The 16403-nt window shown below is 64.2% G+C and carries 15 protein-coding genes; 6 read left to right on the top strand and 9 right to left on the bottom strand.

Translation table 11 applies throughout. The features are described 5' to 3' along the window. Nucleotides 1-5 precede the first annotated feature (5 nt). A complete protein-coding gene (locus ORS3428_RS16330) occupies nt 6-731 on the top strand; it encodes an HAD family hydrolase (RefSeq protein WP_071099327.1) in 726 nt (241 codons plus the stop codon). Here ORS3428_RS16330 and ORS3428_RS16325 read toward each other — a convergent pair. The 3 genes from ORS3428_RS16325 to ORS3428_RS16315 form a co-directional block, all read right to left on the bottom strand. Beyond that, nucleotides 728-1435 carry a class I SAM-dependent methyltransferase gene (locus tag ORS3428_RS16325; protein ID WP_071099326.1) on the bottom strand — a complete coding sequence of 236 codons (708 nt, stop codon included), beginning with the start codon at nt 1433-1435 and terminating at the stop codon, nt 728-730. The two genes, ORS3428_RS16330 and ORS3428_RS16325, sit on opposite strands and share 4 nt — an antisense overlap. Then, entirely contained in the window at nt 1432-3411 is a 1980-nt protein-coding gene (locus ORS3428_RS16320; RefSeq protein WP_071099325.1) for a long-chain fatty acid--CoA ligase, read from the bottom strand. The genes ORS3428_RS16325 and ORS3428_RS16320 overlap by 4 nt, the downstream gene beginning before the upstream one ends. A gap of 243 nt (nt 3412-3654) precedes the next feature. Beyond that, nucleotides 3655-4689: a DmpA family aminopeptidase gene (locus ORS3428_RS16315; protein ID WP_071099324.1), complete on the bottom strand. Its 1035-nt coding sequence runs from the start codon at nt 4687-4689 to the stop codon at nt 3655-3657. Nucleotides 4690-5274: 585 nt separating this feature from the next. Here ORS3428_RS16315 and ORS3428_RS16310 point away from each other — a divergent pair. The 5 genes from ORS3428_RS16310 to ORS3428_RS16290 are packed head-to-tail and all read left to right on the top strand — an operon-like array spanning nt 5275 to nt 10526. Continuing rightward, nucleotides 5275-6873 carry an ABC transporter substrate-binding protein gene (locus ORS3428_RS16310; protein ID WP_071099323.1) on the top strand — a complete coding sequence of 533 codons (1599 nt, stop codon included), beginning with the start codon at nt 5275-5277 and terminating at the stop codon, nt 6871-6873. A gap of 45 nt (nt 6874-6918) precedes the next feature. After that, nucleotides 6919-7926 carry an ABC transporter permease subunit gene (locus ORS3428_RS16305; RefSeq protein ID WP_071099322.1) on the top strand — a complete coding sequence of 336 codons (1008 nt, stop codon included), beginning with the start codon at nt 6919-6921 and terminating at the stop codon, nt 7924-7926. Continuing rightward, a complete protein-coding gene (locus ORS3428_RS16300; protein ID WP_108723088.1) occupies nt 7926-8837 on the top strand; it encodes an ABC transporter permease subunit in 912 nt (303 codons plus the stop codon). The genes ORS3428_RS16305 and ORS3428_RS16300 overlap by 1 nt, the downstream gene beginning before the upstream one ends. Beyond that, on the top strand, nt 8837-9688 hold the full coding sequence (locus ORS3428_RS16295) for an ABC transporter ATP-binding protein (protein WP_083355154.1): 852 nt from the start codon (nt 8837-8839) through the stop codon (nt 9686-9688). The genes ORS3428_RS16300 and ORS3428_RS16295 overlap by 1 nt, the downstream gene beginning before the upstream one ends. Before the next feature lie 13 nt (nt 9689-9701). Then, on the top strand, nt 9702-10526 hold the full coding sequence (locus ORS3428_RS16290; RefSeq protein ID WP_071099321.1) for a dipeptide ABC transporter ATP-binding protein: 825 nt from the start codon (nt 9702-9704) through the stop codon (nt 10524-10526). A gap of 77 nt (nt 10527-10603) precedes the next feature. Here ORS3428_RS16290 and ORS3428_RS16285 read toward each other — a convergent pair whose 3' ends face one another. The 6 genes from ORS3428_RS16285 to ORS3428_RS16260 form a co-directional block, all read right to left on the bottom strand. Then, on the bottom strand, nt 10604-11884 hold the full coding sequence (locus ORS3428_RS16285) for a cysteine desulfurase-like protein (RefSeq protein ID WP_071099390.1): 1281 nt from the start codon (nt 11882-11884) through the stop codon (nt 10604-10606). 40 nt (nt 11885-11924) lie between these two features. Further along, nucleotides 11925-12602 carry an amino acid ABC transporter permease gene (locus ORS3428_RS16280; protein WP_071099320.1) on the bottom strand — a complete coding sequence of 226 codons (678 nt, stop codon included), beginning with the start codon at nt 12600-12602 and terminating at the stop codon, nt 11925-11927. Nucleotides 12603-12705: 103 nt separating this feature from the next. Beyond that, a complete protein-coding gene (locus ORS3428_RS16275) occupies nt 12706-13491 on the bottom strand; it encodes a substrate-binding periplasmic protein (RefSeq protein WP_071099319.1) in 786 nt (261 codons plus the stop codon). Between the two features lie 103 nt (nt 13492-13594). Next, entirely contained in the window at nt 13595-14734 is a 1140-nt protein-coding gene (locus ORS3428_RS16270; protein ID WP_071099318.1) for an aminotransferase class V-fold PLP-dependent enzyme, read from the bottom strand. Nucleotides 14735-15012: 278 nt separating this feature from the next. After that, nucleotides 15013-15741 carry a GntR family transcriptional regulator gene (locus ORS3428_RS16265; RefSeq protein WP_071099389.1) on the bottom strand — a complete coding sequence of 243 codons (729 nt, stop codon included), beginning with the start codon at nt 15739-15741 and terminating at the stop codon, nt 15013-15015. A gap of 419 nt (nt 15742-16160) precedes the next feature. After that, the coding region (locus ORS3428_RS16260; protein ID WP_131802905.1) for a RidA family protein at nt 16161-16403 on the bottom strand (243 nt) is incomplete at its 5' end.

Genomic DNA, 16403 nt, shown 5'->3' with positions numbered 1-16403 from the left:
AAGGATTGGCGGATATCAAGGGAATTCTCTTCGACAAGGACGGCACGCTTGTCGACTTCAACGCAACCTGGCTCGGCATAGCGGATTTCATGGCCATGGACGCCGCCGAGGGCGACCGCTGGAAGGCCGACAGGCTGCTCGCCGCGRCCGGCTTCGATTTCGTCACCAAGCGCTTCAAGCCCGATTSGATCTTCGCTTCCGGCTCGAACATGGATGTCGTCGAACTATGGTTCCCGCGCCTGTCCGACGAGGACCAGTTGCTGGCCGTTTCCCGCTTCAACGAGATCACTTCCGTGCAGGGCTCGGCGATGGCGGTCGCGCTTCCCGGCATCGTCGATTCGCTAAGGACGCTGCATGCGCGATCCTACCGGATGGGCGTCGCCACCAACGATTCCACCAGCGGCGCCGAAAAGACGCTGTCCACGCTCGGCGTCGCACAGCTCTTCGACGCCGCCTTCGGCTACGACGCCGTGGCGAACCCAAAGCCCGCGCCCGATACGGTCATGGCTTTCTGCGATCTGACGGGGCTGAGGCCGGGCGAGGTCGCCATGGTCGGCGACAACCGGCATGATCTCGAAATGGCGCGCGCCGGCGGCTGCGGACTGGCGATTGGCGTTCTGTCCGGCACCGGCACGCGCGACTCGCTCTCGCCGATCGCCGATGTCATCCTGGATTCGGTCGCCGACCTGCCGGACTTTCTGTCGGCGCGGGTGAGCGTCCCAGTCGGCTAATCAGCGCCCTCTGCCACGAAGGCGAATACACCGCTCGGCTTCGGCTCGCCGCCGCCGTTCCCGCCGACATCCGGCACCAGATATTCGCCGAGCAAGCGAAGCCGCGGCCTGGGYAGCCAGGCGCGGCCCGGATCGCCGACCAGCACCTCAATCGCGGCGGCAAGGCAGCGGTCGAGGAATGGGGTCACCCGCCGGGCGACCGCCTCCCCGTAGAAGACGTCGCCGGCGAGCACCAGGTCGACGGCCGGCGGCGGGCCGGCGGTGATGTCCGTGCCGATCATGGTGACGGCGACGCCGTTGGCCGCAGCGTTGAGGCCAAGCGCGACGATGCCGTTGCGGTCGATTTCGGCCGCGATCACCTCGCTTGCCCCGGACTTCGCCGCGGCGATGCCGACAACGCCGGAGCCGGCGCCGAGGTCGAGCACGCGGCGGCCCGCGACAGTCGAAGGCCGGTCGAGGACATAGCGTGCCAGCACCGCCCCGCCCGCCCAGGCATAGGCCCAATAGGGCGGTTGCGGCTCGGCTGCGTGCTCATCGTCGTCCGGCTCGAGGAGCCGCCTCAGCCCGCTGCCGGGATGGGCGGTGTAGAGGCGGATTTCGGGCAGCGACGGTACCGGCGATAAGCGCGTGTTCGCCTGGATGAATGCGGCGGGATCGGGCCTTTTCTTTAGTTCGCGCGTTGCGCCGGCCGCATGGTCGCTCAAGTCTGCTCCCGCAATGCCCGCCGCAGGATCTTGCCGACGGGTGTCTTCGGCAATTCCGTGCGGAATTCGATGTATCTCGGGCGCTTGTAGCCGGTGAGGTTTTCACGGCAAAAGACCGTAAGAACCTCGACGGTGAGGGCCGGGTCCTTCCTGACCACGAACAGCTTCGGCACTTCCCCGGAATGCTCGTCAGGCACGCCGATCGCCGCCACCTCGAGCACGCCTGGGTGTTGCGCCACCACCTCTTCCAGCTCGTTCGGATAGACGTTGAAGCCCGAGACCAGGATCATGTCCTTCTTGCGGTCGACGATCTTGGTGTAGCCGCGCTCGTCCATGAAGCCCATGTCGCCCGACTTGAAGAAGCCGTCCTTGGTCATGACCTTGGCGGTCTCGTCCGGCCGGTTCCAGTAGCCGGCCATCACCTGCGGCCCGCGGATGCAGATCTCGCCGACTTCGCCAAGCGGCACATTACTGCCGTCGTCATCGCGGATGGYGATCTCGGTCGAAGGCARCGGCAGGCCGATTGTGYCGGTGAACTCRCTGGAGCTGAACTTGTTGGCGGTCGCCACCGGCGAGGTTTCGGACAGCCCGTAGCCTTCGCTCACCGGGCAGCCGGTCAGCGCCTTCCAGCGCTCGGCCACGCCCCTCTGCACCGCCATGCCGCCGCCGAGCGTCAGGATAAGCGGCTTGAAGTCGAGCTTGCGGAAATCCTCATTGTTGAGCAGCGCGTTGAACAGCGTGTTGAGGCCGGGGAAGATGTGGATCGGATATTTCTGCAACTCCTTGACGAAGCCCGGAATGTCGCGCGGGTTCGGAATGAGTACGTTCTGGGCGCCTTGCTGCATGCCCATCAGCGCGTTCACCGTCAGCGCGAAGATATGGTAGAGCGGCAGTGCGCAGACGAAGTTGAGATGCGCCGGTTTCGRCTTGACCGTATAGGCGTCCTCCACCCAGAGCGAATTCTGCGCCACATTGGACAGCACGTTCCGGTGCAGCAGCGTCGCCCCCTTCGAGACGCCGGTCGTGCCGCCTGTATATTGCAGGRAGGCGATATCGTCGCCCGAAACCRCCGCAGGCTTGAAGGCGCTCGCTAAGCCGGCCTTCAGCGCGGCGTTGAATCTGACATGGCCGGGCAGCGACCAAGCGGRCACCATCTTCTTCACTCGCCGGACGACGAGGTTGACGATCGTGYCCTTGAGGCCGCCCAGCATGTCGCCCATCGCCGCGACCACGACATGCCTGACGGCCGTCCGCGCGATGACTGCCTGCAGCGTGGTGGCGAAGTTTTCGAGAATGACGATGGCCTGCGCGCCGGAATCTCTCAGTTGATGCTCCAACTCGCGCGGCGTGTAGAGCGGATTGATGTTCACCACCGTGAAGCCGGCGCGAAGCACCGCCATCATYGCTACCGGATATTGCAGCACGTTCGGCATCATCAGCGCCACGCGCGCGCCCTTCTCCAGTCCCTTCGCCTGCAGATAGGCGCCGAAGGCTGCCGAAAGCCGCTCGAGCTCGGCGTAGGAGATCGACTTGCCGATGCACACGAACGCCGGCCGGCTGCCGAACTGCCTGCAGGCGCCGACGAGGAAGTCGCCGATCGAGTTGTAAGGCAGCGGACCGATCTCGGCCGGCATGTTGTTCGGATAGTTTGTCAACCACGGCTTTTCCGGCAGCCCGGCGGTGAGCTCGGTAATCGCCTTCGGCAACTCCTTGGCCGGACCGGAGGCCGGCTTGGCGGCGCTCGCCGCCGGCGCGGCCGTTGYGGCAGCAGGCGCCGTGAGCTTGGCGGCAGGTGCTTTGCCGGCGGCGGCCTTGCCGGCCTTTGCGGAGTTCTTGGCGGCGGACTTGGCATTTGCAGGTTCGGCGGCTGCTTCCGGTTTGGCGGCTGTCGTGGCAGGTGGGGCCTTGGCCGCACCGGCGGCTGCGGCCTTGGCCCTCGCTTTYGCCGGAGGCGTCGTCTTTGCTGCTTTTGCCACCTGTCCCTCCCTGCTTGATCTTGTTGTCACGCGTCGCGCTCGCTTGCCTGAGAAGCAACCTCCGCGCCCGCTGCGGCTTTCCCAAGAAAATCCGGCCTGCCACCTATGTATTGCCTCTATCGGCGGGGCTGCAAGTCTTGCCCCTGCGGCAGGACCGGGGAAAGATTGTCGCTCGACCATTCGACAGAATGCGGCCGGAAAAGACAGGCGCGCTGGTCGCGATTGGCCTCGTCCCCAACACTTTCATGGCAACGGGTGTTCCATCAACCATGCGGCAAGCGCGGGAAATTGCCGACCAGTGCGACCGGTCATGGCGGGCGCGGCACACAGCGCATTGAGAACGGCCTCCTCGGTCGCCTCGGCGGCGGCACGAAACGGCATGTCGATCCGATCTTCTGCCAGCTGTCGCACAGGCTGAAAGGCAGCTCCCGGCTCATGTGCCACCGGATCGGCCGTTGTGAAGCACAATGCGATATCGCCGCTGCCGTTGCCCCAGAACGCGCCAAGACGCGCCAGTCCGGCGCCCGCCCGTCGTGCCACGCGGCGAAGCTGCCGGTCCCCGAGCGGCAGGTCRGTGGAGAGGATGACGATGACCGAGCCCTTTTCCGGTTCCGCCGCTTCCCGCGGGTTTGGACGCCGGCCGTCCGGCAGCACGAGGTCGCCGGCCCGCCCGAAATTCGCCAGCACCAGGGCGCCTAGCACATAGTCGTGCTTCTCGATCCGCATCAGGCGCGARGCCGAGCCGATTCCGGCCTTGAAGCCGAAGGCGGTCATGCCGGTCCCAGCACCGACGGCGCCTTGCCGCACCTCGCCGCTCCTGGCGTCGGCGAGCGCCGCTTCGGCGTCAGCCGCCGTCACAGACATCGCCTGAATATCGTTGATCGCGCCGTCATTGCACTCGAAGACCAGCGGATTAACGGTGGAAGTCTTGCGCCCGATATCCGGATTTGCGGCTATCGCCCGGCGGATCAGCGTTTCGGCGCAGGCGGCGACGGAGAAGGTGTTGGTCAGCAGGATCGGCGTTTCGACGGTTCCCAGTTCGGCGACCTGCATGAGGCCTACGGACTTGCCGAAGCCGTTGATCACCTCGATGCCGGCCCGAACCTTTCGGCGGAAAAGATCGCCCTGATGCGGGAGAATGGCCGTGACGCCGGTGGCAAGCTCCTTGCCGTGCAGCGTATGATGGCCGACGGTCACTCCGCCGACATCGGTTATGGCGTTGAGCGGCCCTGGTGGCAGAAGACCGGCACCCAGGCCAAGATCGCGTGCTGGCGGCATGTCCGGAGCCTTTCCTCTTCACCGCTCTACTGCGCCCGGCCTTCTATTGGCCGCCCAGAAGAGCCTCTGTGCTTGCCTTCGATTGCCGAAGATTTCCCCGCGCGGCCCAGTACATAGACCGTCCCAGACTGAAGAAAACAGATTCTGTCGGCGACCTTGCCGGAATTCTTGCGTCGCACCGTGCCGGATAGCTCGTGCTGGCAACGGAAGACGGCGGCCGGCAACTCGACCTCAGATCCGTTCTATCGCGCGCTCGCTAGCAGGGGTCCGATCACCGATGATTTCTGCAAGGCCGCCCAGGCGGTAGCCTTGCTGAGCGAGGCCGACGGAGCTTCATGGAAGCGGAGGTCGGGCAGCACTTCGTCATTTCGGGATCGGAGAAAYCAATAAAAAAATGCGGTCGTTAACAATGTCGTGAGCGAAAAATTCTGCTCAATTTTTCTGCCATTCGCGCAAAATCCGGATTCTTTTCCTGCTTCCCGTGGGGTACGCAAACGAGGTGTTCCAAAGCCCGAGAAACGGTGCTTATATGCGCGCTTCGCGAGCCTGATAGAGGGGGCTTGGGAGAACATCAGGGAGTGCTCAATGAAAAAGACAATGACTTTTGCAGCCGCGTTGCTGGCTGCAAGCGTCCTGGGTGGCATGGCCAATGCAAAGWCGCTTGTCTATTGTTCGGAAGCGTCGCCGGCCAACTTCGATCCAGGTACGACGACGGGCGGTAACGACTTCGACGCCTCGTCGCGCACGGTCTATTCGCGTCTGGTCGAGTTCAAGCATGGCGGCACCGAGATCGAGCCCGGCCTTGCCGAAAAATGGGAAATCTCGGACGACGGCCTGGTCTATACTTTCCACCTGCGCAAGGGCGTGAAGTTCCAGACCACCGACTACTTCAAGCCGACCCGCGACCTCAATGCGGATGACGTGGTCTTCTCCTTCGACCGCCAGTTCGACAAGAAGAACCCGTGGAACGGCGAGAAGTATCTGCCGAACCTGACCTGGGACTACTACACCGGCATGGACATGCCGAAATATGTCGCCAAGTGGGAGAAGGTCGACGACCTCACCGTCAAGCTGACACTGACCGAGCCGAACGCGCCGATGCTGGCCAATCTCGGCATGGACTTCGCCTCGATCGTCTCGAAGGAATATGCCGACCAGCTCGAGAAGGAAGGCAAGATGGCCGACTTCTCGACCAAGCCGATCGGCACCGGCCCGTTCCAGTTCGTCGACTACCAGCTGGATTCGGTGATCCGCTACGCGGYCAACCCCGACTACTACAAGGGCAAGGAGAAGATTGATGATCTCGTCTTCGCCATCACGCCCGACGCGACTGCCCGCATCCAGAAGGTGCTGGCCGGCGAATGCGACGTCGCGCCCTATCCGAACCCGGCCGACATCGCCACCATCAAGGCCAACAAGGACGTCACCCTGCTCGACCAGGCCGGCCTCAACATCGGCTACATGAGCTACAACACCACGATCCCGCCGCTCGACAAGCCTGAGGTCCGTCATGCGCTCAACCAGGCGATCGACCGGCAAGCTCTGATCAAGGCGCTGTTCCAGGATGCCGGCGCCACGCCGGCCGAGAACCTGATCCCGCCGACCATGTGGTCGTGGAACAAGAACGTGAAGACCGACAGCTACAATCCGGAAGCGGCCAAGAAAGTGCTGGCCGATGCCGGTCTGAAGGAAATCCAGCTCTGGGCGGCCGACCGCGTTCGTCCTTACAACCCGAACTTCCAGCGCGCGGCCGAGCTGATCCAGGCCGACTGGGCCAAGGTCGGCGTCAAGGCGAACATCGTCAACTACGAGTGGACGAAGTACCGCGAGGAAGGCAAGAAGAAGGACCGTCCCGGCGCCTTCCAGATCGGCTGGACCGGCGACAATGGCGATCCGGACAACTTCTTCGCCACCCTCTTCGCCTGCTCGGCCATCGGCGTCTCGAACTACTCCAGCTGGTGCGACAAGGACTTCGAGGACCTGATCCAGAAGGCCAAGAAGACCAGCGACCAGGGCGAGCGCACCAAGCTCTATGAGCAGGCGCAGGAGATCTTCGYCAAGCAGGCGCCGGCCTTCCTGCTGGCTCACAGCCAGGTCTATGCAGTCGTTCGCAACAATGTGACCGGCTACAAGATGGACCCGCTCGGCATTCATCGCTTCGACGGTGTTGACAAGTCCGAATAATATTTGCGAACGGGGCGGCGCAATTGTGYGCCGCTCCACTTCACGATGATCAGATATCWCCTCAACAAGATCGCACTTCTGATCCCGACCCTCGTCGGCATCACCATCTGCGCCTTCGCCTTCGTTCGGCTGCTGCCCGGCGATCCGATCCTGGCCATGGCCGGCGAGCATGGCGTCACTCCCGCCCGATACGAGGAACTCAAGGAGCAGTTCGGCTACAACCTGCCGATCTGGGAGCAGTATGTGCGCTATGTCGGTGAGGTCGCCACCGGCGACTTCGGCGTCTCGATTTCGTCCAAGCGCCCGGTTCTCGAGGAGTTCAAGACGCTCTTCCCGGCGACGCTGGAGCTTTCCTTCTTCGCCATGATCGTCGCCATGGTGATCGGCATCCCGGCCGGCATATTCGCTGCCGTGAAGCGCGGCTCGTGGTTCGACCAGTCGCTGATGGGCACGGCCCTTGTCGGCTACTCCATGCCGATCTTCTGGTGGGGCCTGCTGCTCATCATCTTCTTTTCCGGCTATCTCGGCTGGACCCCGGTTTCGGGCCGCATGGGCCTGCAGTTCTTCCTGAAGCCGATCACCGGCTTCATGACCATCGACAGCGTCCTTTACGGCAAGTGGGACGCGCTGCGCTCGGCGCTCAGCCATCTCATCCTGCCCTCGATCGTGCTTGGCACCATTCCACTGGCGGTAATCGCGCGCCAGACGCGTTCGGCCATGCTCGAAGTGCTGGGCGAGGACTATGTCCGCACCGCCCGCGCCAAGGGCCTTTCTGCCGCCCGCGTCATCGGCGTGCATGCGCTGCGCAACGCGCTGATCCCGGTCGTCACCACCATCGGCCTGYAGGTYGRCACGCTGCTTGCCGGCGCCATCCTCACCGAAACCATCTTCGCCTGGYCGGGCATCGGCAAGTGGATGGTCGATTCCATTTTCAAGCGCGACTACGTCGTCGTGCAGTCAGGTCTGCTATTGATCGCGCTTATCGTCATGGCCGTGAACCTCATCGTCGACGTGTTTTATGCCGTCATCAACCCGCGCATCAGGGCCGCGTGATGAGCCAGTCGACCGAAATCGCCCCCATGGCCGCCGGCAGCCCGGACCGGCTGATCGGCTTCAAGACCTTCTGGCACTATTTCGCGGTGAACCGCGGCGCCGTCATCGGCCTTGCGATCTTCATCCTGCTGGTGCTGGCGGCGCTCTTTGCGCCGTTGCTCGCACCCTACGCACCGGACGTGCAGGACAAGGCCGCGTTCCTCAGGCCGCCGGCCTGGCAGACGGGCGGCAGCTCCGAGTACATCCTCGGCACCGACCCGGTCGGCCGCGACATCCTCTCGCGCCTGCTCTACGGCGCGCGCTTCTCGCTGCTGATCGGTGCCGTCGTCGTCTCGCTGGCGCTTGTCGGCGGCATCACGCTCGGCCTGCTCGCCGGCTATTTCCGCGGCTGGGTCGATGTCGTGATCATGCGCATCATGGACCTGATCCTCGCCTTCCCGTCGCTGCTGCTGGCGCTGGTTCTGGTCACCATCCTCGGTCCCGGCCTGTTCAATGCCATGCTGGCGATCGCGCTGGTGCTGCAGCCGCATTTCGCCCGTCTGGTACGCGCCGCGGTCATGGCCGAGAAAAGCCGCGAATACGTCGTGGCGGCGAAGGTCGCCGGTGCGGGACATCTGAGGCTGATGCTCGCCACCATCCTGCCAAACTGCCTGGCGCCGCTGATCGTCCAGGGCACGCTGTCCTTCTCCAACGCCATCCTGGAGGCGGCGGCGCTCGGCTTCCTCGGGCTTGGCGCGCAGCCGCCGACGCCGGAATGGGGCACCATGCTCGCCTCGGCGCGCGAGTTCATCCTGCGCGCCTGGTGGGTGGTGACTTTCCCGGGCCTTGCGATACTTATCACCGTGCTCGCCATCAACCTGATCGGCGATGGCCTGCGCGACGCGCTCGATCCGAAGCTCAGGAGGTCGTGATGGCATTGCTCGACATCCAGAACCTCGTCGTAGAATTCCAGACCGCGTCGGGTCCGTTCCGCGCCGTCGACGGCGTTTCGCYCCGTGTCGACGAGCGCGAGGTGCTCGCCATCGTCGGCGAGTCCGGCTCCGGCAAGTCGGTGTCGATGCTGGCGGTGATGGGCCTGCTGCCCTGGACGGCCACCGTCACTGCCGACCGGATGACCTTCAACGGCCGCGATCTCCTGAAGATCAGCGCGGCCGAGCGCCGCAAGATCATCGGCAAGGACATTGCCATGATCTTCCAGGAGCCGATAGCCAGCCTCAATCCGTGCTTCACCGTCGGCTTCCAGATCGAGGAAGTTCTGCGCTTCCACATGGGCATGGACAAGGCCCAGCGCCGGGCGCGGGCCATCGAGCTCTTCAAGCAGGTCGGCATTCCGGAACCGGCGGAGCGGCTCAACTCCTTCCCACATCAGATGTCGGGCGGCCAGTGCCAGCGCGTCATGATCGCGATGGCGATCGCCTGCAACCCGAAGCTCCTGATCRCTGACGAGCCGACGACGGCGCTGGACGTCACCATCCAGAAGCAGATCCTCGATCTCCTGGTCTCGCTGCAGGCCAAGTACGGCATGGGCCTGATCATGATCACCCACAATATGGGCGTGGTCGCCGAGACCGCTGACCGCGTCATCGTCCAGTATAAGGGCCGCAAGATGGAAGAGGCCGACGTCTTGTCGCTGTTCGAGAGCCCGAAGAGCAACTACACACGCGCGCTGCTGTCGGCGCTGCCGGAGAACGCCGTCGGCGACCGGCTGCCGACGGTCTCTGACATGCTGTTCGAGCCGGCGCCCTCGGAATCTGGTGCATGACTGGGGCTGGCGCATGACCAAGGTTGTCGAAGGCAAGAATGTCAAACGCGACTACCATGTAGGCGGCGGCCTGTTCCGCCCTTCGCGCACAGTCCATGCGGTCAAGGGCGTCTCCTTCAGTGTAGAGAAGGGCAAGACGCTGGCGATCGTCGGCGAAAGCGGCTGCGGCAAGTCCACGCTCGCCCGCATCATCACGCTGATCGATCCGGCGACGTCAGGCGAGTTGTTCATCGACGGCAACAGGGTCGACATCGCCAAGGACGGGTTGACCAAGGAGATGCGCCGCAAGGTGCAGATCGTCTTCCAGAATCCTTACGGGTCGCTCAACCCGCGTCAGAAGATCGGCGATGTTCTCGGCGAGCCGCTGCTCATCAACACCGACAAGACGGCCGAGGAACGGCGCGACCTTGCGATGAAGATGYTGAAGAAGGTCGGCCTCGGACCGGAACACTACAACCGCTATCCGCACATGTTCTYGGGCGGCCAGYGCCAGCGCATCRCCATYGCCCGCGCGCTGATGCTGAACCCGAGCCTGCTGGTGCTGGACGAGCCGGTCTCGGCGCTCGACCTTTCCGTGCAGGCGCAGGTGCTCAACCTGCTMGCCGACCTTCAGGACGAGTTCCAGCTGACCTATGTCTTCATCAGCCACGACCTCTCGGTGGTGCGCTACATCGCCGACGACGTGATGGTGATGTATTTCGGCGAGGCGGTCGAATACGGCTCGCGCGACGAGGTCTTCTCGGCCCCCAAGCACAGCTACACCAAGACGCTCTTCGCCGCGACGCCGCGCGCCGACATCGACAGCATTAAGGCGAGGCTGGCGAAGAAGGCGGCCTGATGCTGAAGCAGCCGCGCCCCTACCTCCCCTTGTGGGGAGGTCGGACCGAAGGTCCGGGGTGGGGGTAAGCGCTCAGATCACGACAGCTTGGCGATAATCGCCCGCAGCGCCTCACCAAACCGGCGCACCTCAGCCACCGTGTTGTAATGCACCAGCGAGGCGCGGATGGCGCCGCTGTCCATCGAGAGGTTGAGCCGCTTCATCAGGCGTGGCGCGTACATGTGGCCGTCGCGGATGCCGATCTGCAGGGCGGCCATCTCCTCGACGATTCGTTGCGGCGAGAGCTTGCCGATGTTGAAGCAGAAGGTCGGCACGCGTTCATGGATGCGTGCCTCGTCGGCAACGCCGTAGATCGTCGCCCCACAGTCTTTCAGCACCTTCAGCATCTCGCGCGCCAGCATCAGCTCGTAATCGCGGATAGCGTTCATGCCTGCCACGATGTTGTCGCGGCGCGAGCRGTTGTTCTGGGCCAAGAAATTGCGGCCGACCGATTCCAGATAGCGGACCGCTGCGTCCATGYCGGAGACGTTCTCGTAGATGAAGGTGCCGGCCTCGACCTTGTAGGGCGGCTCGTCCGGAATGAAATCCTCGCGGAAGGTCGGCAGCCGCTTCAGCGTTTCGAAGCGGCCCCACAGGAAGCCCATATGCGGCGAGAAATTCTTGTAGCCGGAGCAGACGAGGTAGTCGCAGTTCCAGGYCTGCACGTCGATCAGCCCGTGCGGGCCGTAGTGCACGCAGTCGAGGAAGACTTCGGCGCCGGCCGCATGCGCGATCTTGGCGACCGCGGCGACATCGACGATCGAGCCGATCGAATGCGCCGTCACCGTGCAGGCGACGAGCCGGGTGYGGTCCGAGACCAGCGGCTTGAGGTCATCGACATGCAGGTTGCCGTCCTCGCGCATGCGCCACCATTTGAACTTGGCGCCGGCCTGCTCCAGCGCCAGCCATGTGGCGATGTTGGCGTCATGGTCCATGTCGGTGATGACGATCTCGTCGCGTTCCGAAAGCATCTGGCCGATGCCGAGGCTGACAAGGCGGATGAACGAGGTGGCGTTCATGCCGAAGCAGATCTCGGACGGGCTGTAGGCGTTGATCAGCAGCGCCACGCTTTCGCGCGCTTCGGCGACCGACTGGTCGACGGTGACGCTGCGGCCATAGCGGCCGCCGCGCTGCACGTTGTGCCCGACCAAATGGTTGGTCACCGCGTCGAGCACGCTTTGCGGGATCTGCGCGCCGGCGGCGTTGTCCATGAAGATGAACTCGCCTGCCTGCTTGAGCGCCGGAAACATGGCGCGGATTTTTTCGACCGGGAACGAAGCGGCGCTGTCTTGCGCTTTCGAAACATGGTGCTGGTTCACGGGCGTCTCCTTCAATTCCTGAATGCTGTGCTGGGGAGGGTTAGTGCGCGCCGGACTGGGCCTTGCCGCGCTCTTCGAGGTAGCCGACCAGCCGCACCAGCGGCCAAAGGAAGGCGAGATAGATGATCGCGGCGCCGATCAAGGGCGTCGGATTGGCCATCAGCGCCTGCGCGTCGGTCGCCTGCTTCAGAAGGTCGGRCATCGCCACGACGGAGGCGAGCGCGGTGTCCTTGAACACCGAGACGCAATTGCTGGTGAGCGGCGGGATGACGACCCGGATCGCCTGCGGCAGGATCACTTTGCGCATGGCGACCCAAAAGGGCAGGCCGAGTGCGGAGGCCGCCTCGAACTGGCCCTTCGGGATGTTCTGGATGCCGGCGCGGCAGACTTCCGCGGTGAAGGCGGCGAGCACCAGCGACAGCGCTAACGCTGCGGATGCGAAGGACGAGAGCCGGATGCCGATAAAGGGCAGGGCGTAATAAATCAGGATCAGCACCACCAGGATCGGCAGCGCACGGAACATGTCGATGTAAAGCGTCGCCAGCCGCCTCAGCGGCTTCGGCGCGTAGAGCCGCACCAGGCAGACCGCCAGCCCGGCGATGGTGCCGAAGATGATCGCGGCGCAGCCGAGCAGGATGGTGTTGCCGAGCCCCCGAATGAGGATCGGAAAGGATCGGACCAGGATGCCCCAGTTGAAGAAGGTGTCGATCAGTTCCATCGGCGCTCACCGTGAGACGAGGCCCGCCTCGTCGGCGCGGACCCGAGAAGCGGGAGCGCCAGCTTGTCGCCGGCGCTCCCGTCGATGATCATCATTTGCCGGCTTATTGCGGGATCGGGCCGGGCGTCAMTGTGCTGGTGCCGGTTTCCGGATCGACGCCGAACCACTTCTTGTGGATCGCGGCCATGGTGCCGTCCTTCTTCATGGCGGTGATGRCGTCGTTGACCTTTTCGAGCAGCGGATGGCCTTTCTTGGTCATCATCGCGAAGCGCTCGCCGGTCGGGATGCGCACCAGGATCTTCAGCGCCGGCATCTGCTTGATGGCGAAGAGGAAGCCGGCGAGCTCGCCGGCGCCGCCGTCTATGCGGCCGTTCTGCACATCGAGCAGCAGGTCCTGCTGGGCGTTGTAGCTCTTGGTTTCGGCAACGCCGAGCTTGGCGGCGTTTTCCTTCATGTAGGCCTCGCCGGTCGAGCCGGCGATGACGCCGATGGTCTTGCCCTTCAGGTCGTCGAGCGACTTGATGGCGGAGTCCGCCTTGCCGACAATGGTGCCGTCGCTGTCGTAATAGGCCTGCGTGAAGCCCTGGTTCTGCAGACGCTCCTTGGTGACCGAGATCGAGGAGACGGCAAAGTCGATGCGGCCCGAAGCGGTCGCCGCGAACAGCGCCTGGAAGCCGAGATCCTGGAATTCGACATCGGCGCCGATGCGCTTGGCGACATCGTTGGCGACGTCGATCTCAAAACCTTCGAAGCCGCCGGAATCGGTCTTGTATTCCCATGGCGGATTGGCCGGATAGGCGCCCACCATGATCTTGTCGGCAAAGGCAGGCGCCGCGAAGGCGACACCCGCGGCGATGACCATCCCAATCAATCCTAGACGTTTCAGCATTGTGCTTCCCTCTGGTTCGGCCACATCGAATGTGACGCATTCTCCTCTTCCGCCCCTTTCGGCGCCCAACTCCCAGGCGCCGCAGGCGAGGCGGTGCCTGCAATCAGGATGCGCGGCGATGCCGCGAACCGATATGTGCTTTGAGCCGCGCGATGAGCGCATCGACCGCCGTCTCGGTGGTGACCATGCCCGGCGACAGCCTCAGCGTCGTGCCGCGCGCATCGCAGTAAAGCCGCTCGTTGCGCAGCGCCGCGACGACCTTCGCGGCCTCGACGCCTTGCGGCAGGCCGAGCATGACGCTGCCGCCGCGCTCCCCGGAATCGAGCGGCGAACGGACCTGCCAGCCGTTCTCCAATGCGGCGCCGGTGATGCGCTCGACGAGCGCCGCATTCTGCGCGCGGATGGCGTCGATGCCGGTCGCTTCCACCCACTCCAGTCCGGGTAGCGAGGCGACGCTTGCCAGGATCGCCGGCGTGCCGTGGTCGAAGCGCCGCGCATCGTCGGCGTAGGTGAATGCATCGAGATCCCAGGAGAACGGGTTCGGTTGGCTGAACCAGCCGCGCAGCTCCGGCCGGCAGGTCGCCAGAACGTCGGGTGCTACTTGCAATATGCCGGCGCCAGAGGAACCGCACAGCCATTTGAGCGAGGTCGAGACGACAAAGTCGACCGGCGTCGCGGCAACCGAGAACGGTGCAACGCCGACACCCTGCGTGATGTCGACGCCGACAATGCTGCCCATGGCGCGCCCATGCGCGGCGAGCCGTTCCACGTCACAGCGATGCGATGCCGTCGAGGTGACGAAGGTGATGAGCGCAAGCCCGACATCCGCCTGCCAGCGGGAAATAAAATCGTCGTCGCGCACCCAGCTTCCGCCGGGTCGCAGCGGCACGGTGTCGAGCGTGAAGCCGAAACGCTCGGCCAGCCCCGCGAGCAGGAAATGCAGGCTCGGAAAACAGTCGGCAGCCACCAGCAGGCGCTTTCCCGCCAGGCGCTCGGCCGRCAGCGCGCCGATCAGGCTGTAGAGCGCTGAGGTGACATTCTCGGCCGTGGTCAGCGTGCCTTGCGGYGCCTCGATCAGCCGTGTCCAGGCATCGATGAAGCGTTGTCGTGCGGCAAGCGCCGCCGGCCACTGGCCGTCATCTTCCGCCGACCAGATGCCCGAGAACTCCGCCAGCGCGGCGGCCATCCGCTCGGCCTTGCCGGGGAAAGTGCCGATCGAATGATAGAGAAAATAGCCGGACATAGGCTGTCTCGCTCCATTGTGATCATGTGATCACAAAACCGGGCATGGATCAATCGTTGCAGCCGAAGGAAATGCGGAACGGCGCGTTAAAATCCGGCGGTTCTTTTTGGTCCAGGAAGCCGCTGCATCGCACACTGTGGGGATTGGCCGAAGCGCCTCTCGACGTTGTGGAGGCTTCAGCCAATTCCGAGGCGCTGCGATGGCTGAGCGAGACAAGCCGTGAAACCTCGGCGGACGACATGTTGCGACCTGCCGGAACGCCTTATCGGGACTGGTCGTCAGGGTGTCCGGCCGAAGGCGGCGAAGTCGACCGGCTTGGGCTCGGGCACGTCCGGGCAGATCGTGCGCAGGGTCGCTTGAGTCGCGGTGATGTCGGCCAGCACTTCGTCGCGGGCGCGCACGTAATCCCTGTCCTTCAGCGCCGCGATAATCGCGACATGCCTACCCGAGGGCTCCATGGTGCCGGAACGCATCAGCGGCGCGACATGGTTGGAGAGCAGCCGCATATAGGGGCCGAAGCGCAGCCACAGCGTCTCGATCAGCTGGAACAGCACGTCGGAGCCGGAGGCGCGATAGATGGTGAAGTGGAACTGCTGGTTCTTGGCGATCAGCTCGTAGATGCTGCCGTCGCGGCCGATCGCCTGCTGGTCGTCAGTGACCCTTTGCAAGGAGGCGATCTCGGTCGCGGTCAGGCGCGGCGCGCCGAGCTCGGCGGCCAGCCCTTCGACGGCGAGCCGGGCCCGGCAGAGGTCGTCGAGCCGGGCGCGCGTCACCACCGGCACGCAGGCCGAGCCGTTCGGCGAGATTTCCAGCGCGTTCTCCGCCGCCAGCCGCCGCAGCGCCTCGCGCACCGGCATGTTCGACGTGCCGAAAGCCTCGGCGAGCGAAGCGATGGTCAGCACTTGCCCAGGATCGAAACTGCCGACCATCAAGGCATGGCGAAGCTGCTGGTAGACGCCATCCTGGACGGTGATGCGTCCCGATACCGGTTCGAAGCCCAGAGCCACGCTTTTGCTTTCCTTGGATGYCGACAAGGCCTATGTGCGAAGAAATGCGAAACCTGCCCACCGAAGCGGGCGTGATCATCTGATCACAGAATGGGCGAAGAGCCAAGGCGCTTGCAAGTTGGGAATCGTCTGAGGAGAACCGCGTCATCCTTTGAAACGTTGGCGCCGCCCCTCATCGGCCTGCCGGCACCTTCTCCCCGTATAGTGACGGGGGAGAAGGTGGCTGGCCGCAGCCTCTGCGTCCTTCCTGCAATGCTGGCGATTGGCGAAATCGGCAATGAGAGCGCCGCTCTCCCCGTCACTATACGGGGAGAGGATGCCGGCAGGCAGGTGAGGGGCGGCGCCAGCATCGAAAATTTGCCGCCTAAGTTGAGAGCATTCGGATCCCTATCGATGGGACCAAAGCTCCGTAGCTCGTCTCACTCCGGGATAACCGCCATGGCCTGGATCTCCACCTTGGCGCGGTCCTCGACCAGCGCCACCACCTGCATGGCGGCCATCGCCGGAAAATGCCGGCCGATGACGGCGCGGTAGGCCTCGCCGATCCCCTTGAGGTTGGCCAGATATTCAGCCTTGTCGGTGAAATACCAGGTCATCGAGGTGATGTGCTGCGGCTCGCCGCCCGCTTCGGCCAGCACCGCGACGATGTTGGCGAGAGTCTG

The sequence above is a fragment of the Mesorhizobium sp. ORS 3428 genome (genome assembly GCF_001854785.1).
Taxonomy (GTDB): Bacteria; Pseudomonadota; Alphaproteobacteria; order Rhizobiales; family Rhizobiaceae; genus Mesorhizobium.
This window is presented reverse-complemented; position numbering and strand designations above follow the sequence as displayed.